Here is a 19,461-nt window from a genome sequence, read left to right as displayed (position 1 = left end):
TTATTGAGGTTTGTAAGGTACGAGCAAATAGTTCTGAGCAAGAGTAACAAATTCTTCTGTTTGTTTCTTTTCCCATTTTTCGCTTTTTCCCATTTCTTTAGCCATTATTGCTGCTACTTTTTGTGCCATGTCGATTGCTGCTCTTGCATCAAGGAATAGGGCTCTGAGTCTTCTTGCCAATACATCCTCTACGGTTAGAGCCATTTCTGCACGTACAGCCCATACTACTTCCGAGGCCGTGTAGTCGCATCTTTCATGTAGTTTCTCAGCTAATTCCGGCTGATCTTGTTCCAGTTTCTTGATTTTTTCGAAATCACTTCCGTATACGTAATTAAAATTGGATCTGTCGACATTTTCTTTGTAGCCATGTATGCGCAATAACCTGGTTTTGCATTCCCTTTTTGGAAGATTTCCTATTTCAATGGCCTTGTTTATTACATCTTCCGCCATATCTCTGTATGTAGTCCATTTTCCTCCGGTGATGGTGATAAGCCCGCTTTCCGATATAACTACTTTATGGCTACGGGATATTTCTTTTGTCTTTTGTCCGTCTGCGCCTTTTTTAGGTGCGGCTAAAGGCCTTAAGCCTGCAAAAACAGATAGGACGTCTTCTCTTTTTGGTTGTTTGGCAAGATACTGTCCTGCGGTTTTTAGTATAAATTCAATCTCTTCTTCCAAGGCCTGTGGTTCAAGCACGAACTCTTTTAAGGGAGTATCCGTGGTTCCTAATACTACTTTTCCGTGCCATGGAACGCCAAACATTACTCGTCCATCGCTTGTCTTAGGTATCATTATAGCTGTATCTCCCCTCAGAAAAGAATTGTCGACGACAAGATGAACTCCCTGGCTTGGGCGGACGATATTGTCTTTTTCGGCAGAATCCATCTTCATGAGGTCGTCCACAAATATACCGGTAGCGTTAATAACGGCTTTTGCTTTCAGAGTATAGTTTTCTTTTCCTATCTCGTCGAAAACAGTTACACCGGATATGTCGCCTTTATCGTTTTTTGTAAGGTTGGTTACCTTGACATAGTTGGCGAGAGTGGCTCCTTGTTCTGCTGCTGTTTGCAAAAGATTTATAGCCATACGGGAGTCGTCGAACTGACCATCATGATACACGACTCCGCCTCTTAAATTGTTTCCTTCTACTTGAGGGATTTCTTTCATTACAGACTTTTTGCTCATAGGTAGAGATCTGCCCAAGCCGCGTTTTCCCGCGAGGATGTCATATATGGTTAGTCCTATTGTGTAGAATGATTTTTCCCACCATTTGTAATTGCCTATTATGAAGCGTTGGTCTTTTACTAAATGTGGCGCATTTTTTCTCATCAAGCCTCTTTCACGAAGAGCCTCTATAACCAGTCCGACATCTCCTTGCGCCAAATAACGCACCCCGCCATGAACAAGCTTTGTACTGCGACTGGAAGTGGCTTTCGTGAAGTCCGCTTGTTCTAAAAGCACAACTTTGAAACCGCGGGAAGCGGCGTCGACTGCCGCGCCAAGTCCTGTAGCTCCCCCTCCTACTATTACTATATCCCATACGATAGAAGGGTCTGCTATTTGTTTTATATGATTATCTCTTTTCATCTTATTTTGATATATATACAAAGATAATTAGTGATATGAAATGAAAAAACAAAATCGAAACTTATTTGATATTATTAACAATTTTATTGTTGTTCTATGAATGATATTTTATTAAATATGAAACTAAACGAAATAAAATTGTTTTGTTTATCCTTTTTTGCTTGTTTTTATATTTAAAGATAGAAATATAGAGGTGATATATGTAAGTCGCTTAGTGTTTACATGTTTTGGCACTAAGTTGTGACAGAAGAAGTTTTTAGATAGTCAAATGTTTTATTAATACTTTTTCAGTTGTTTCGAAGAGTAATTATTTTGTATCATTTCTAGTGGTTGATTAAAAAAAATGTATCTTTATCATCGAAAGATAGAAATGTTGTTAAATAGAAATTAATATATAAAACAAGAGTGTCTGTATAATTCATTATAATTGCCGATCAATTATAAATAAATTAATTATAGTATGGGAAATATCGCAAAACGGCATAAATTAATATTAGAACAGTTAAAGAAAGACGGGTATGTAAAAGTACAGGAACTTAGCGAGCTGATGCAGGTTTCGGAAGTTACAATTCGTAAAGATTTAAAATATCTGGAAAGTAAAAAGCTATTGTATCGCAATCATGGAAGTGCAAGTAGCCTGAGTTCGATAATTTCTGATAAGCATATAGATATAAAAGAAAAAATGCATATGGAAGAGAAGGCTCAGATAGCGAAAGCTGCAAATGGGCTTTTGGAAGCAAATGATAAGATTATTATAGCGTCGGGTACTACTCTCCTTGCATTTGCTAACGAAATAAATGTAAATGAAAATATCACAGTTATTACATCCTCGGTTAAGGTGTCCTTGGCTCTATGTTATAATCCTAGTATAGAGGTGATTCAATTGGGTGGTATTATGCGCAAGAACTCTGTGTCTGTGATAGGGTTTTATGCACAGAATATATTGGAAAGCCTTTCTTGCAATAAGTTGTTTTTGGGGGTAGACGGAATTGATCTTGATTATGGATTAACTACGAGCGATATGAGCGAGGCTCGTATCAATCAACAAATGATTGACGCTTCCCAAAAGATAATAATTATGACAGATTCGTCTAAGTTCGGAAAAAGGGGGTTCTGTAAGATTTGTGATTTTGATAAAGTTCATCATATTATTACCGACAGAAATGCTCCGTCTCATATTATAGATGCTATTCGCGAGCGTAATATAGAAGTTACTCTTGTATAAGAAATATAGTGACTAGTCCTAAATAAACCTGTAACGCATATTTAGGACTAGTCATTTTTAGAAAAAACGAAGATGGTAAAGTCGTATTTAGTGCAATTGATGAAAAAAATTTGACGAACAGATTTACTCAAATATACAATTGTTTGATGGACATAAAGACCAACTGCCGAAATATGATGCCATTTTTATAGACGAAACACAAGATTACAAAGAAAATTGGATTCGCATTATAAAAGATAATTTCGCAAACGAGACTTCTGAAATTATTAAGGGGTAAAACAAAAAAAGACAGATTTATATAAGTTGTAAATGAATCCATTATCAAAATGGAAACTGGAGGATTAGCGGTGGATTTGGTGGTGGATTTATGTTAAAACCGTCTATTTACCGGAGGATGGAGGCCTCTGGTCGGTTATAAGGTTACCGGGGGTTATGATAACAAAAAGTGCATTTATTAATGATAACGGGGTGTTATTATCGATAATTAATCGGCAATTCAATATATACACTTTTAACAAATAAAGTGTTGTATATCAATTAAAATTTAGTAACAAATCAAGCAGCCTTTAAATAGTGGGTTTTTCTTTTTGTTTTCCATTATTTGTATGTTAAGATATTTACAATTTACTGATTTTACTACTGTGATTTCGCTCTATTTTGCCTAATACAAGGTAAAGATGCAGTATCTCGTCTATTGAAATGTCGAAAGGTTCATATATCAACCGCCCTTTCATGGGGCCTTGATCCCATAACTCACTATTGGTAGAGCATGCTGTCCAGAATGCTTTATCGCTCGCGTTATACAACCTTTTGATGACACGGTATTCATCAAACAAAAGAACAAGACAGTATACGAGCTGGTGGCCGAGGAGTTCGACACTACAGTACTGTATGTGGGGCAGATAACCCGCGGCGAGCGAATACCGCAACGCGGCAAGGGGCTGCAAGTGAAGAACCGCCTGATAGAACTGGTGGAAAGTAATTAACCTGTCTATTGTTTAACCAATCAGCCAACCAATTATGAGCACAACAACAACAATCTGGCGCACTAAGGAACTGAATATCCTGCGCAAACATTACCCGGACATGGGTATACTGACAGCGAAGCTGAATAAATCAGCCTATAAGATCAATCAGAAAGCGAAAGAACTGGGCCTAATGGCAAAACAGTCAGCAGTCAGCAGTCAGCAGTCAGCAGTCAGCAGTGAACAACTCGTACCTCGTATCTCGTCTACTCGTAACTTTTTAACTAAAATGTAACAAACTCCACATTCATTTTTTAGCTGTTAGCCGTTACCCGTTAGCCGTTAGCCTCTTGCTCGCGCGGCTACCCTCTTTGTCATCCTGACCGCAGGGAAGGATCCCGATCCCCGGGAGACAGGAGATGCTTCCTGTCGTCAGCATGACAAACCGGAATTTAACTAAAAAGTAACAAACCTCTACAGTTATCAGTCATCAGTGAACAACTCGTACCTCGTATCTCGTCTACTCGTAACTTTTTAACTAAAATGTAACAAACTCCACATTCATTTTTTAGCTGTTAGCCATTAGCCGTTAGCCCCTTGCTCGCGCGGCTACCCTCTTTGTCATCCTGACCGCAGGGAAGGATCCCGATCCCCGGGAGACAGGAGATGCTTCCTGTCGTCAGCATGACAAACCGGAATTTAACTAAAAAGTAACAAACTTCTACAGTCATCAGTCAACAGTTATCAGTAAGCAAGGCCTTTTCGTCATTGCGAACGGAGTGAAGCAATCCAGAGTATTGATTATTAATGGATTGCTTCGGGTGAACCCTCGCAATGACGTGCGACAGTCAACAGTCAACAACTCGTACCTCGTATCTCGTCTACTCGTAACTTTTTAACTAAAAAGTAACAAACTTCTACACTCAATTAGCCATTAGCTGTTAGCCTTTGCCGCTTCGCGCCATTGTTGACTGTTCACTGTTCACTGTTGACTGTTGACTGTTATTGTCGCTTCGCGCCATTTGCTAATCTGCTAATTTTCTCATTTTCAAATTACCAAATTGTCTATTATAGATAAAACCAGCGCCGGACAATGTTTAATTCTTCATTTTTTTGCTGCCCTGATTCTTACTTCTTACTGTTCTTATATTCACTCGGAGTGATACCAAATACATTCTTGAAACACTGGGTAAAATATTTCGTATCGGATATACCGATCATATAGGATACTTCTTTGATTGTATATTGCTGTGTTTCTATAAGTTTAGCTGCATGTTTGATCTTTATATCCCGGATAAACTCAATAGGAGCAAAACCTGTAAGGCTCTTTAGTTTCTTAAAAAATACCGTACGGCTCATGGCGACAGATGCAGCAAGATCATCGACAACAAACTCACTGTTATCAATATTTGCTTCTATTTCCTCTTTTACTTTCTTTATAAACAGCTCGTCCTGAGACGTTATTTTCAATTCAAGTTCATTCCTTGTTTCAGCAAATTCAGACGTGGACTGTTTATCCAAAGAGAAGCTTTCATATAAGCGTTTTCGCTGAAGGATGATATTCTCTATCCTTGCCCGCAAATACCTGACGCTGAATGGTTTTGTAATATAATCATCCGCTCCGTAATCGAGCCCGTCCAATTTACTTTCCAAATCCGTCTTTGCTGTAAGCAAGATGAAAGGAATATGGCTGGTTTCAGAAGCCATCCTTATTTTTTGAAGAAGTTCTATACCATCTACTTCAGGCATCATTATATCGCTAAGAATAAAATCGGGTATATTCCTTATCGCTTTTTCATAACCTTCTTTTCCGTCCGAGGCATCCAACACATTATAGAAAGGCTTTAACACAGTGATTATAAAACGTTTCAAGTCAGAATCATCTTCTACAACAAGTATGGTTTCACGTTGTTCTTCTTCAATCTCCTTTTTAGGATCGATCTCTGCTACTTTTTCGACTAACGGCGTTTGCTGAACTTCATCCTGCTCCTTAGGTGTATCGGCATAAACGAATATTACATTCTCATCATCTTTGAAATGCTCTATACCCATTGGGAATAGTATAGTAAAGCTGGAACCTTTATTTTCTTCACTTTCCACAGATATTTTAGCATGATGTTTGTCTGCCACTTCCTTCACGATAGACAAGCCGATACCTGTACTCGGTTTACTCTTGTCTTTATTAAAAGATGCAAAGCGGGTAAACAGTTTACTCAATACATCCTTACTCATTCCTTTTCCTTCATCATCCACCTGAATAGCAACCGTATTATCTTTCTTATTGCTGACCACCGTTACTTCAATAGTCTTGTCTACGGATGTATATTTAAAAGCATTGGATAAGAGATTGAACACAAGCTTCTCTACACTATCGCGATCTATCCATATCTTGTCTGTCCCCGATTTATTGACAAACTTGAGGTTAATACTTTGATATTCCGCTGTTTTAGAAAAATTATTACATATCTCCGACACATACTCCCCTATCATGGTTTCCTGTATGTTCAGCTTCTGTTTCTGTATTTTCCTAAAGTCCAATATTTGATTAACCATCCTTTGCATCCGGCTTGCGTTTTTCAATACAAGCTGTAATTGCGATTTTATTTCATTGGGTGTTTTACTGTCTTCGACTATATTTTCTACCGGCGAAACAATCATCGTAAGCGGAGTACGTATTTCGTGGGATATATCGGTAAAGAAGCGGGTTTTCATCTCGGTTTGCTCATGCTCGAGTTTCACTTTGTCTCTCAATCGGTAGAAAGTAAATAATGTGCGAAGTATGACGTACAAGATACCGGCAATGAGTATAAAATAAAGCAAATAAGCCCATCCTGTTTGCCAGAAAGAAGGTGTTATCTCGATGGTCAATGTATGCTCATTATCCATCCATATACCGTCACTATTGGTAGATTTTACCCTGAATATATATTTTCCGGGTTTCAGGTTGGTATAGTTGGCAATCCGCTGTTTGTTTGTTACAATCCAGTCTTGATCAAATCCTTCCAGTTTGTAAGAATAAGAGATCCGTTTAGGCTCTACATAATCTAAGGCAACAAATTCTATCGTTATAAAATTCTGTTTGTGTTTAAGTTTTATAAAGTCTATATCATCTATATATCCTTTCAATGGAGAATCCCCTCCAATCTCTAAAAGTTTGTTCGCAACCTGAAATTTTGTAAGCGCGACATAAGGTTTGAATGTATTTCTCAGTATATTCTCCGGATCGATAGATAGCACACCACTGGAATAACCGAAGTAGACAATCCCTTTTTTCGTCGCCCATCTGGCGCCCTCCGAAAGATTAAGCCCTTTTATCAACCGGTTTACCTCGCTGTATGTTTCAAAGGATTCTTTTTCAGGATCGAATTTTGTGATATTCCCTTCCGAAGCTATCCATAATTTCCCCTTGCTATCTTCTACGATGGTGAGTATAACATCCAATGGCAGCCCGTCTTTTATAGTATACGAAGTGAACTGTGTGGGAAAACCGTTTTTATCTACAGCCTCGATTTTATTCAATCCTCCGCCAAAAGTCGCGATATATGTCTCTCCTTTCTTAGTTGTACATATATCATATACATCATTTTCACTCAGGCTTTTCTTATTTTCAGGAGTACGGGTGTAAAATTTATAATCTATATCGGTGACAGAAGTGAACCGGGAAGAAAATATGATGAGTCCCAATGTTGTACCCACGCATATATTCCCGTATTTATCCGCGTTTATTGTCCTGATCTGGGAACCGAATTTAGCAGGATAATTCTTTAAGTTATTACGGCTATTTAAAAAGCGGTCTTCCTTTTCGTCAAAAAGGTTTAGTCCTCCACCATATGTTCCTATCCAGATTCTTTTTTGGCTATCCTCAAATATCGCGTATACACTATTATCACTCAAGCTATACAAACTGTCGGGAGAATAGCTATAAGACTTTAAACCGTATGTATCTCCCTTCGGAGTAAGTTTATATACGCCTTCACCTTTTGTTCCTATCCAAATGTTATGCGCGCTATCTTCAGTAATACAATAGGTGATACCTTTCAGTGGGGTTTCATATCCTATTCGCCCGTTGTTGCACAAATATCCTTTTTGGGCCATAGACCGGTCATAGACAAATACTTTGCCTCCTTTTGTCGATATCCATAAATTTTGCCGGCTATCTTCGAATATGCCTCGTATATCATTATTTATAGTCGAGTGAATGTCCGGGTCGACAATTATCGATTTAAATTCATCATTGTTGAATATAACTTTTTCCAGTCCGTGCGAACGGGTACTTATCCATAAATTCCCCTGCCTGTCCGAAAAAGCAGTATGCATCATATTCGAAAACCGCCAATCGGGAGACGAAGGTTCGTTATAAAACGGAATAAGCATATCATTTACGGCATCATACCAAGCAAATCCTCCCCCTCTGAGATGTACCCACAAACGATTTACCTTATCTTCGAAAATAAAAAAATTAGACGGAAAAACATTAGAAACAGCACTTTCTGTCTTTAGTTCAAAATGCTTAAAGATTCCTGATTCCGGATTAAATTTAGAGACTCCGACATAATCCATCTCGAACCAGATATTTTTAGCTTTGTCGATATAACAGGACAGAATCCTATCGACCTTCATATCCGGAAAGCTCGATGTGTTATATTTTGTTATTTTTTTCGTAGTCTGATTATAAATAAAAAATCCATCATTCTGCGTGGCTATCAGTATCTCATTATCATCTATATTCTTCACATTTCTGATTTCAGATTCAGATTCAGTCTGTAACAATTCAAATTGTTTGTTCCTCTTATTATATACCCATATTCGCCCATTATCTGATCCAAACCATATTTTATCTCCAACCTCCATCGCGGAATAAAAATTTTGGGAAATTTCCACGCTCGATTTTTCGGAAAAATGACTACTTATATTTTTTCTGTCAGGAGAAAGATTGTATAATCCGTTATTTGTAAGTATCCAGGAATTAAGATCTTTGTCCTCATATACCGTATATACCAGATTACCATCAATCCTGTCGTTTTCCACATTGAATATATCGATATTAAACGTAGAATCCACGACACAAACACATCCCATATTTCGCGAAAGAAGCCAAACTTTTCCCGACGGTACAGGGAGAATTTTTGATGCCGTAAATGTAAAATTCTCATATCCTTTCAACGACCTTATCCCCATAAATTTTTCCATACGCGGATCAAACCGGTGAGGCTCATTATCATATGGCAAAGTCCATATATAGCCGTATTTATCTTCACACATGAAATCTATACGGTTACTCCTCATATGATATTTGTCTCCCTGTTGAATTTTATAAGTATAAAAATCGTACCCGTCGAAACGGGCTAATCCGTTCCATGTAGAGAACCACATGAAACCCTTCTTATCCTGAAGGATGCTCATGACAGTATTTTGAGGCAATCCATCTTCGGGTCCGTAATGTTCAAAGAAGCACTTTAACTGCGCTGAGGCAGGAAGTATCCAAAAAGAAAGTATAGCGGCGAATATAGCTATTTTGAATTTCATGATAACGACATTTGGTGCAAATATAATCAGTTTTGCAGAAAATACCCCAATTTCAACGTTAAGTCAATTTATCCCCCTGTAAAAAATATTTTAACACCCTTTGTTTTATAAAATCATCTCTATATTGCGTCCAAAATCGAGAAAACAGTATATTATTTTATAAGGAAAAAATACAGATCATAAATACAGAAAATTTTAAATTATAAATCTAATAACCATGCAAAAGACAATCAAAAGATTTTTGTCTCTTATTTGTATCTCATTATTCTTGTTATGCGGGCAAAATGCCTTCGCTCAGCAAAAAGAAATAAAAGGTACAGTGACTGACTTACAAGGTGAGCCTCTGATTGGTGTTACTATCGCGGTAAAAGGCACAACAAAAGCTACCATGACCGATATTGACGGCAAGTACTCGCTTTCGGTAGGGAGCGATGCGAAAACATTAGTGGCAACTTTCGTCGGGATGAAACCGAACGAAAAACCCATAGCCGGAAATACAATAGATTTCGTATTGGAAGACGCAAGTTCCGAACTCGATGAAGTAGTCGTTATTGGTTACGGAACAGTGAAAAGAAAAGACCTGACAGGCGCTGTTTCTTCCGTTAAGGGGGATGCCATTCAGGCTGTTCCTGTTTCTAATGTCGCAGAAGCGATAACAGGCAAACTGGCCGGTGTGCAGATAACGACTACGGAAGGTTCTCCCGACGCTGAAATGGTAATCCGTGTACGCGGGGGTGGTTCCATAACACAAAGCAACGCTCCTCTGTATATTGTAGACGGTTTTCCGGTAGAATCTATCAGCGATGTTCCGGCTACGGATATAGAGAATATAGATGTATTGAAGGATGCTTCTTCTACTGCCATCTATGGTTCCCGCGGCGCCAATGGTGTAATCCTGATCACTACTAAATCGGGTAAAGAAGGAAAGATCAACGTGAGTTACGATGCATACTACAGCTGGAAGAAAGTAGCCAAGACAATGGATGTCCTCGATCCGAAAGACTATGCAACATGGCAATATGAGTTGGCTAGGCTGCGTAATGATGAAAAAAAATATACTGATATGTTTGGAGCTTATCAGGACATAGACCTATATGACAATATCCCTTATAATGACTGGCAGGATATTACTTTCGGCCGCACAGGGCATACTTTCAATCACAGCCTTAGCATACGCGGAGGGAGCGACAAATTGAGCTTCTCATTCAACTATACACACGTAAACGATAAGGCGATCATGGTGGGTTCCGGTTTCAAGCGCGATAATTTTAGCTTGAAGCTGAACACTAAGCCGGCAAAGAATGTATCAGTGGACTTTTCGGCACGCTATGCCGGTACGAATGTACGCGGTAGTGGTACCAATGATACTAAAAGTACGTTGGATACCGATAAACGTTTGGGTTATGGCGTGATATACACGCCGATACCGTTGTCTAACCTGACTGTGGAGTCCGGCGATGGAAACGATGAATTGGGGAACCTGTACCCACCGCTTGTAGCCACTGCCGATAATGACCGGAAACAGGAGCGCAAAACACTGAATATGGCAGGAAGTTTCGATTGGGAAATCTTTGACAACTTCCATACAAAGACTGAACTCGGTCTGGATAATTATACAAACTCCGATAGCAAGTTCTTCGGTCTGATTACCTATTACGCCCGTAACGACGGCTCGGGAAATCCGGCTATCCGTCTGATCAATACAGACCGTCATACATTCCGGAGCACCAATACCGTCAACTACAATTTCGAAAAGCTGCTGGGAAAAGATCATAGCCTGACTGTTCTGGCAGGACACGAATACATTGTAACGAAATCGAAAGTGCTGACAAACGAATGGCAGGGATTCCCTCGTTCATTCGACTCGGAACAAGCTTGGAGCCTGCCTTCTCAGGGAAAACCGGCTAACAAAACAAATAATTTCTTTAATCCGGACGACAAATTACTGTCTTATTTCGGACGGACGAATTATAACTACCTGGATAAATATTTGCTTAGCGCTACATTCCGCGCCGATGCTTCTTCTAAATTCGCCGATGGCAACAGATGGGGATATTTCCCTTCGGTAGCTGCCGCATGGCGTGTTTCTTCCGAATCTTTCATGGAAAAATCAGCAAACTGGCTGTCAGACCTGAAACTGCGTTTGAGCTATGGTACAGCCGGTAATAACGCTATTCCTTCGGGAGTAATGATACAGACATTTTCCGTTGCCGGTTCGGCATGGATAAACGGGTTTTCGAACTATTGGGCGCCGTCGAAAGACGACGATGGCACTGTGGTAATGGCTAATCCCGACCTGAAATGGGAAACAACTGTTACCCGTAATCTCGGACTGGACTTTACCTTATGGAACGGAAAATTGAACGGAACACTCGATGCTTACATCAATACAACCAAAGATTTGTTGATTATGTTCCCTACAGCCGGATCAGGTTATGCAGGCCAGTACCGCAACATGGGCGAGACCCGTAATTCAGGTTTTGAAGCGACTATAAACTGGAATGCCGTTAATAAGAAAGACTATGGCTTGACATTAAGCGCCAATATCGGATTTAATAAAAATAAAATCATGTCGCTTGGTATAATGAATGATTTTGACTGGATTTCAAGATGGGCGTCTTCCGAAATCAACGAAGATTTTCGTGTAGCCGTTGGCGGATCGCTAGGTGAAATGATTGGATACCGTGCTGACGGTAGATACGAAGTAAGCGATTTTGAAAGCTATGATCCGGTGAAAGGATGGGTATTGAAACCGGGAGTCGTTAATTCATCTTCCGCTGTGGGAAAGATCCGCCCGGGTTCCATGAAATTGAAAGGAACTGTTGGGGAAGACGGAACCACGACCTTGATAAAAGAAGTGATTGGAGATGCCAATCCGCTACATACCGGTGGTTTCACTATCAACGGCCGCCTGTATGGTTTCGACCTTTCCGCTGCTTTCAACTGGAATTACGGAAATAATGTGTACAACGTAAATAAGATTGAATATACGCAGACCGGTAAATTTGATTATCGTAATATGATTTCAACAATGGCAAGCGGTAATCGTTGGACAAACCTTCGTGCCGACGGAACAATCTCCGATGACGCGGCGGAACTGGCGGAAATGAATAAAAACACAACCATGTGGTCTCCGTTGACACAAAACAGAATATTCAGCGATTGGGCTGTAGAAGATGCTTCATTCCTACGCCTGAATACATTGACATTGGGTTATACATTGCCTAAGTCGCTGGTAAGCAAGGCCCGTATCCAGAGCCTGCGTTTCTATGTTACCGGGTATAATCTGCTCTGTATAACAGGCTATTCCGGATTCGACCCTGAGGTTTCAACTATGCGTAAAACAAATCTGAGTCCGGGTGTAGACTATTCGGCCTATCCGAAGAGCCGCCAGTTTGTTGTAGGCTTTAATTTGAATTTCTAAAATAAAAAACGAAACAGAAATGAAAAAAAATATATATAAATCTATTTTGGCTTTGTTGTTTGCAAGCGCATTTTCGTCCTGCGACCTGGATGCCCCGACACAGTCCGCTACCGACGAATCCGTATTATACTCAAATTATGCTCTTGCCGAACCTGCTATCATTGGTATCTGCAACTCATTTGCTGAAGTAAACTCATACAGGGGGCGCTTCCTGCCATATTACGGAATTAATTCGGATGTGGAATGGATTAACAATATGCCTATAAACGGAGCGGGTTTAGCCGATAATGGTAAATACGAACTTGCCGGATATGCCGCGCGCCCTGAAAATACACAGATGAACACTCCGGATAATGCATGGGCTTCTTTCTATGGAGGTATAGAACGCGCCAATCTGTGCATCCGCGGATTACGCGCTTATGGGAATGTGGCAAACGATCCCGGCATGGCACAATTGCTGGGAGAGGCTCTTACATTGCGGGCGGTGCTTTATCTGGATTTGGTGAAAGGTTGGGGAGATATTCCTGCACGCTTCGAGCCGATTAATTCTGAAACGCTATATCTTCCAAGAGCAGACAGAGATGTGATTTACAAACAATTACTTGCCGATCTGAAAGAAGCTGAATCACTAGTGGCATGGCCAAATGAAACAGCAGTAACAAAAACTACCGAACGAGTAAGTACTGCCTTTGTAAAAGGTCTCCGCGCCCGTGTGGCGCTCTATGCCGGAGGGTACAGCCAACGCAAGGATGGTGTACGTTTAAGTACCGACCCGGAACTAAGCCCGGATAAAATGTATACTATAGCCAAAGAAGAATGTTTGGATGTTATAAATCGTGAGGCAAATAAGCTGGGTGCATTTAAGGATAACTTTTTGAACTTGTGTAAAGACAATGTGACTGCCGGAGCAGAATCGTTGTGGGAAATCCCATTCAATAATGAGCCTGCCCGTGGACGTGTTGTCTTCACTCTTGGTGTGCTTCATAATAGTGTGGATCAATACACCGCACAGAATAAAGGTGGTGTGAACGGACCACTGCCTACTCTGTTCTATGACTATGACCGGGAAGATGTACGCCGTGATATTACCTGTGTGCCTTATGATTGGTCCAGCTCAAATCCGAGTATACAACAACTTCGTTCTCTGAAATCATGGTGTTTCGGCAAATTACGCTACGAGTGGATGGCTCGCCGCGTAACTTCAACGAATGATGATGGCGTGAACTGGCAATATATGCGTCTTGCCGATGTTTACCTGATGGCTGCCGAAGCAATCAACTATCTGGAAGGGCCATCAAATGCAGCTCAATATATGAAGCCAATCGTAGACCGTGCTCTCCCTGCTGCTAAAGCCACAGCTTATATGACAGCTGCTACGGCTAGCAAGGATGCGTTCCAGAAAGCTATTGTAGATCAACGCGCATTTGAATTTGCAGGAGAAAGCCTGCGCAAGGCCGACCTGATCCGCTGGAATCTGCTGGGCGCTAAACTGGCTGAAGCTAAGACAAAAATGACAGCGCTAGCTAACCGCACAGGTGTTTATGCCGATCTTCCTAAATATCTGTATTGGAAAAACGACGGCGAGAACCTGGTTATCTACGGATTAAATCATGGTGACACCGACACTGCCGGTGAAGCGTTGGCTTACGGAAACAGGACGCAATGGTTTGGAACCGATGACAAAGGAGTGGATAAACTGTCTCCTCAGTTGATAGACGGCCTGTATCAGAAAAATCCTGATCAAAACCAATTCTGGCCTATTTGGCAGACTTTTATAGCTTCCAGCAACGGAATGCTGACAAATGATTAATTTACCACTATTAAAGAGCAGATTATGAATAAGCTAAAGAATATCTTTTATATATTGGGACTATCGTTGATGATAATCCTGCCGGGATGCTCGGAACCGGATGACGAAATCACAAGCATCGATTACGATCGTTTGTTTACGCCATCAGATCTTAAATTGCAGATAGCTAACAGGACAAATGTTCTGCTTACATGGAGTTCTGTAAAGAATGCCGAAAGCTATACAATAGAAGTATTTGCAAATGGAGATCTTAACTTTGAAGGAACTCCTGTCATGACTTTAGATGGTATTACTGCAAATGGCACTGTTACCAATCCTTATACAATAACCGGATTGGACGGTGAAACAAGTTATTCTATCCGTATCAAAGCTGTCGGTGCGTCTATCTCGGATTCAAAATGGGCAAGTGGCACGGTGAAGACAAATGCTGAACAAATATTCCAGCCAATTGATCCTGAAGAATTAAAGGCAACAGAAGTAACTCTTCGCTGGTCCGCAGGACAAGTTGGCACAGAGATTATTTTAACTCCGGGGGATATTAAGCATACTGTAACTGCTACTGAAATTGCGGCAGGTGCTGCAACTATCACCGGATTGACGGGTGATACAAAATATACTGCCGTAATGAAAAATGGTACTAAGACCCGTGGAACAATAGAATTTACAACGTTATTGGATTTAGGTGGTGCAACTGCCATAGAAGAAGGGGATAACCTTGCTGCAATACTGGATGCGGCTAATGAAGGAGATCAATTTGTTATTATATCGGGGACTTTTAGCCTGGGTACTTATCAGATTACTAAGTCAGTCAAAATAAGTGGATATAAACCAAGTGACAAACCAATTATCTACGGACAACTTACTTGCGGCTCTTCCGTTAATTCTCTGGAGTTAAAATCGCTTACTTTCCGTGGGGATGAAGATCCTACAATAGCCAAATTATCCCAATTCTTCAATATACTTTCAGGTTGTGACCTCAAAACATTATCTATAGATGATTGTGATATAAGCAACTATAAAGATCAATTGATATATAACAACACAGCAGGTAAAATTGGTAGTTTTACTATTACAAACAGTCTGATCCATAATATAGAAGGCAGTGGTGGAGATGGTATAGATTTACGTGGAGGTACACTAGGGTCAATGACAGTGCAGAACACTACATTTTATAACGGATTCCGTACATTCTTGCGGATGCAGGCAACAGCAGGTGCAATTTCGTTTACCAACTGTACATTCTACAAAATATCAAACTACGACAACACTAATAATCATGGGCTATTCAGAATTAATGCAGGTAGTACGTTCCAGGTTAAAAACTGTCTTTTTGTAGAAACAGGAAATGCGACAACTACATTTACTACTGCCGGTAACTTCTGTAGAAATGCGGCGAATATGACTGCTACTGCAACTTATTCAACTAATGTTTACTATAATTGCTATCAACTGTGGGTGGGTTTATATACTAATCCTACTCAATGTTCTGCAACAGAGCTTAACCCTCAATTCGCAGATGCAGCCAATGGTGACTTCACTGTTGGAAATGTAATGGTAACAGCGGGTGACCCTAGATGGATAAAATAATCAAATACTAATTGAAAGAAAAGAGTAAAGGCTTTTCAACCTTTACTCTTTTTCAAAAAAAACAGACATGAGAATATTGACAAGAATATTATTCCCTCTTATTTGTATATTTTTTACAATAAATGAAGCAAAGGCAGATGATCGTTATACCTATTTGTATAAGGATATACCGTTTCAGATGCCGCAAATAAACCGACCTGTATTTCCTGACAACAAAGTATCCATAAGCGATTTTGGAGGCACGCCGGATGGAGTTACATTAAACACCGAAGCTTTTGCCAAAGCCATGGATGCCCTTTCCCTGAAAGGAGGAGGTACGCTCAATGTCCCTTCAGGGGTGTGGTATACAGGCCCGATAGTATTCAAGTCGAATATCAATCTTCACCTCGAAAAAGGAGCCTTGATTTTGTTTTCAGCAGATTTTAATTTATATCCGCTCGTAAATACTATCTTCGAAGGTCTCGATACACGCCGTTGCCAGTCCCCGATTTCAGCTCGGAATCTCGAAAACATAGCAATAACAGGCGAAGGCTCGATAAACGGCTCGGGTGAAGCATGGCGTCCTCTGAAGAAAGCCAAGGTCACGGAAATACACTGGAAAAAAGTTATTAGTTCCGGGGGAGTTGTTAAAGACAACAACTATTGGTTTCCATCCGAAGGCTCCCTGAAAGGTCTTGAACGTAGCGACATGAACGTCCCTACAGGAACTTTATCTGAGGAAGAATGGATGGAAATTAAAGACTTTCTACGACCTGTAATGGTTAGCTTTATCGAATGTAAAAATGTACTTCTTGAAGGCGTTTTATTTGAAAACTCTCCGGCATGGAATATTCACCCTTTAATGTGTGAGAATGTAATTATTGATAACGTCTATGTACGCAATCCCGGCTATGCGCAAAATGGAGACGGGGTAGACCTCGAATCTTGTGTAAATTCGATTATAGTGAATAGTATTTTCGATGTTGGAGACGATGCTATTTGTATAAAATCGGGAAAAGATGAAAACGGACGGCGTCGCGACCGTCCTACAGAGAATGTATTGATCGATAACTGTAAAGTATTTCAGGGACACGGAGGTTTTGTTGTCGGCAGCGAAATGTCGGGTAGTGTACGGAATATCTCTGTATCGAATTGCCAATTTCTGGGAACAGATGTAGGCCTTCGCTTCAAAAGCCGCCGGGGACGCGGAGGAGTGGTAGAAAACATCTATATCAGAGACATCAATATGTTTGATATTACGACAGAATCATTCCTTTTCGACCTATATTATGAAGGTAAGTCCGCCTCGGAATCGTTAGAAGACGGAGATGAAATGCCTATTGACGAAACAGTCCCTGATGTAGACGAAACGACGCCTTCTTTCAGAAGCATTCACGTTAAGAATCTGACCTCACGTAATGCGCGTCGTGCCATGTTCTTCAATGGGTTACCCGAAATGAAGATTTCCAACATCAATGTAGAGAATGTAACAATATCGGCGACGTTAGGCGCGGAACTGGTTGAATCGAAAGATATCCATTTCAAAAATGTAAATATAATACCAAAACAAGGCCCGGCATTGATATTGAAAAATGTGAGTGACTTTGAATTGGTTGAATTTAAATACCCCGCTACTCTGAAAGAAGTGGTAAATATAAGCGGCGAAAATAAAAACATAAAATTACCCGCAAGTTTGAATAAGGATTTAGTAAGCAAGGTTAAATAAAGAAGGTTAGGTTTATGAAGGTAAAAATCCTTTTGGTATTCTTGTCCTTAGCATCTGTCTTCACGGCAGAAGCTAAGGCAAAATACTATATCCGTTACGGACGGATGTGCTGTGGCTGGACTGGGAGGGGAAAAGAATTATCGTGACGGAAGCTACGAATACTATATAAATGAACCTGTAAGAGATAACGACCCTAAAACAGTAGGGCCATTTATTATGCTAAGCATTATGCTTGATAAATAAATTAGAAATCAGATGAATAAACTGGCATTGTTTTTAGTTGGGTTACTGGGTTCTCTGTATATGGGAGCTCAAACTCCCGCCTTTCCCGGAGCCGAGGGTGGAGGCATGTATACTACCGGAGGCCGCGGAGGCAAAGTATATTACGTAAATACGCTTGAGGACACCCTGGCAGGCAATAAGAAAACACAGGAAGGTTCTCTTCGCTGGTGCTTAAAGAGACCGGGACCGAAAACAATATTATTCAAGGTTGCAGGAATCATCCATTTAAGATCAAAGTTAACAATCTCAGACAGTACAACTATCGCCGGACAAAGTGCTCCCGGTGATGGAATCTGTATAGCAGATTATCCTGTACGGGTTGAAGGAGATAACGTTATTGTTCGTTATATGCGCTTCCGTCTGGGAGACCTGATGGGAGTACAGGATGATTCATTCTATGGAATGCGCAATAAGAATCTTATAATAGACCATTGTTCCATGAGCTGGGGCACAGATGAGTGTTCTTCTTTCTATGACAATGAAAATTTTACTATGCAGTGGTGTATTATATCAGAAAGCCTCCGGGCTTCTGTACACGAGAAAGGTAGTCATGGCTACGGAGCTATCTGGGGAGGTAAAAAAGCATCTTATCACCATAACTTATTAGCACACCACGACAGCCGCAATCCACGTATGTGTGGAAGCAGGTATAGCAACCAGGCGGAACTCGAGCTGGTCGATTTCAGGAATAATGTGATATACAATTGGGGAAGTAACAGCGGATACGCAGGAGAAGGAGGCAGGTACAATTTTGTCAACAACTATTACAAGCCGGCTCCTACTTCCTCCAATCGTAGCCGCGTTTTTGCGCCGAATGCAGATGAAGGAGTAAACAAGCAGGCAAAAGGGGTCTGGGGAACCTTCCATCTTAATGGCAACTTCGTTTTCGGCAACCAAAAGGTAACTAAGAATAATTATCTTGGACTTCAACCGAATCCCGAAACAAAAGATATTCAGGAACTGGTTTCATATATGCCTTTTGAAGTACCGTTTGTGGCGACCGACGATGCTGAAACAGCTTACAAAAAAGTATTGGCGCATGCCGGAGCCTCTTATAAAAGAGATAAGACCGATGCCCGTGTAATTAATGAAGTAAAAAAAGGTTTAGCTCCCAAGAGGGCGTCACATAATGCCGGAACTAAGCCCGGACTAATAGATACTCAAAATGATGTCGGTGGATGGGATGTATATACATACGATCCAACTCTTGTCATTGTGGACCCGGATATAGACGGCATACCCGACAAATGGATGGAAAAGCACTATCCGGGCAAGTTGGCGAACGATCTGAATGAAGAAGGCTATACTTATCTTGAAGTATATTTAAACAGTCTGATTGAAAAAAAGTAA

General features: G+C 40.5%; 10 protein-coding genes. 8 read left to right on the top strand and 2 right to left on the bottom strand.

Annotated elements, in window-relative coordinates; translation table 11 throughout:
- A complete protein-coding gene (locus ACYPZI_RS04255) occupies positions 1–1,587 on the bottom strand; it encodes a glycerol-3-phosphate dehydrogenase/oxidase (protein ID WP_459598941.1) in 1,587 nt (528 codons plus the stop codon).
- A gap of 460 nt (positions 1,588–2,047) precedes the next feature.
- Between ACYPZI_RS04255 and ACYPZI_RS04250 the strand changes: the two genes are divergently transcribed.
- Both ACYPZI_RS04250 and ACYPZI_RS04245 read left to right on the top strand, forming a co-directional pair.
- On the top strand, positions 2,048–2,812 hold the full coding sequence (locus ACYPZI_RS04250) for a DeoR/GlpR family DNA-binding transcription regulator (RefSeq protein ID WP_459598939.1): 765 nt from the start codon (positions 2,048–2,050) through the stop codon (positions 2,810–2,812).
- A 1,020-nt stretch (positions 2,813–3,832) separates the two neighbouring features.
- A complete protein-coding gene (locus ACYPZI_RS04245) occupies positions 3,833–4,072 on the top strand; it encodes a hypothetical protein (RefSeq protein ID WP_459598937.1) in 240 nt (79 codons plus the stop codon).
- A gap of 833 nt (positions 4,073–4,905) precedes the next feature.
- On the opposite strand, the gene ACYPZI_RS04240 is transcribed toward ACYPZI_RS04245, so the two are convergent.
- Positions 4,906–9,303, bottom strand: a complete 4,398-nt coding sequence (locus ACYPZI_RS04240; RefSeq protein WP_459598935.1) for a hybrid sensor histidine kinase/response regulator transcription factor — start codon at positions 9,301–9,303, stop codon at positions 4,906–4,908.
- A 217-nt stretch (positions 9,304–9,520) separates the two neighbouring features.
- Here ACYPZI_RS04240 and ACYPZI_RS04235 point away from each other — a divergent pair, with 217 nt between their 5' ends.
- The 6 genes from ACYPZI_RS04235 to ACYPZI_RS04210 all read left to right on the top strand — a co-directional run bounded on the left by ACYPZI_RS04235 (position 9,521) and on the right by ACYPZI_RS04210 (position 19,461).
- Positions 9,521–12,727, top strand: coding sequence for a SusC/RagA family TonB-linked outer membrane protein (locus ACYPZI_RS04235; protein WP_459598933.1), 3,207 nt, complete (start codon positions 9,521–9,523; stop codon positions 12,725–12,727).
- 19 nt (positions 12,728–12,746) lie between these two features.
- Positions 12,747–14,537, top strand: a complete 1,791-nt coding sequence (locus tag ACYPZI_RS04230; protein ID WP_459598931.1) for a RagB/SusD family nutrient uptake outer membrane protein — start codon at positions 12,747–12,749, stop codon at positions 14,535–14,537.
- Positions 14,538–14,561: 24 nt separating this feature from the next.
- A complete protein-coding gene (locus ACYPZI_RS04225) occupies positions 14,562–16,124 on the top strand; it encodes a DUF5123 domain-containing protein (RefSeq protein ID WP_459598929.1) in 1,563 nt (520 codons plus the stop codon).
- A gap of 67 nt (positions 16,125–16,191) precedes the next feature.
- Entirely contained in the window at positions 16,192–17,829 is a 1,638-nt protein-coding gene (locus tag ACYPZI_RS04220) for a glycoside hydrolase family 28 protein (RefSeq protein ID WP_459598927.1), read from the top strand.
- A gap of 14 nt (positions 17,830–17,843) precedes the next feature.
- Positions 17,844–17,975: a hypothetical protein gene (locus ACYPZI_RS04215; RefSeq protein ID WP_459598925.1), complete on the top strand. Its 132-nt coding sequence runs from the start codon at positions 17,844–17,846 to the stop codon at positions 17,973–17,975.
- A 109-nt stretch (positions 17,976–18,084) separates the two neighbouring features.
- Positions 18,085–19,461, top strand: coding sequence for a pectate lyase family protein (locus ACYPZI_RS04210; protein WP_459598924.1), 1,377 nt, complete (start codon positions 18,085–18,087; stop codon positions 19,459–19,461).

The sequence above is a fragment of the Dysgonomonas reticulitermitis genome (assembly GCF_054601275.1).
This window is presented reverse-complemented; position numbering and strand designations above follow the sequence as displayed.

What these genes read in the sequence shown, in the direction of transcription:
- ACYPZI_RS04255 (WP_459598941.1), bottom strand. Translation starts at nt 1,587, where the DNA reads ATGAAAAGAGATAATCATATAAAACAAATAGCAGACCCTTCTATCGTA.
- ACYPZI_RS04250 (WP_459598939.1), top strand. Translation starts at nt 2,048, where the DNA reads ATGGGAAATATCGCAAAACGGCATAAATTAATATTAGAACAGTTAAAG.
- ACYPZI_RS04245 (WP_459598937.1), top strand. Translation starts at nt 3,833, where the DNA reads ATGAGCACAACAACAACAATCTGGCGCACTAAGGAACTGAATATCCTG.
- ACYPZI_RS04240 (WP_459598935.1), bottom strand. Translation starts at nt 9,303, where the DNA reads ATGAAATTCAAAATAGCTATATTCGCCGCTATACTTTCTTTTTGGATA.
- ACYPZI_RS04235 (WP_459598933.1), top strand. Translation starts at nt 9,521, where the DNA reads ATGCAAAAGACAATCAAAAGATTTTTGTCTCTTATTTGTATCTCATTA.
- ACYPZI_RS04230 (WP_459598931.1), top strand. Translation starts at nt 12,747, where the DNA reads ATGAAAAAAAATATATATAAATCTATTTTGGCTTTGTTGTTTGCAAGC.
- ACYPZI_RS04225 (WP_459598929.1), top strand. Translation starts at nt 14,562, where the DNA reads ATGAATAAGCTAAAGAATATCTTTTATATATTGGGACTATCGTTGATG.
- ACYPZI_RS04220 (WP_459598927.1), top strand. Translation starts at nt 16,192, where the DNA reads ATGAGAATATTGACAAGAATATTATTCCCTCTTATTTGTATATTTTTT.
- ACYPZI_RS04215 (WP_459598925.1), top strand. Translation starts at nt 17,844, where the DNA reads ATGAAGGTAAAAATCCTTTTGGTATTCTTGTCCTTAGCATCTGTCTTC.
- ACYPZI_RS04210 (WP_459598924.1), top strand. Translation starts at nt 18,085, where the DNA reads ATGAATAAACTGGCATTGTTTTTAGTTGGGTTACTGGGTTCTCTGTAT.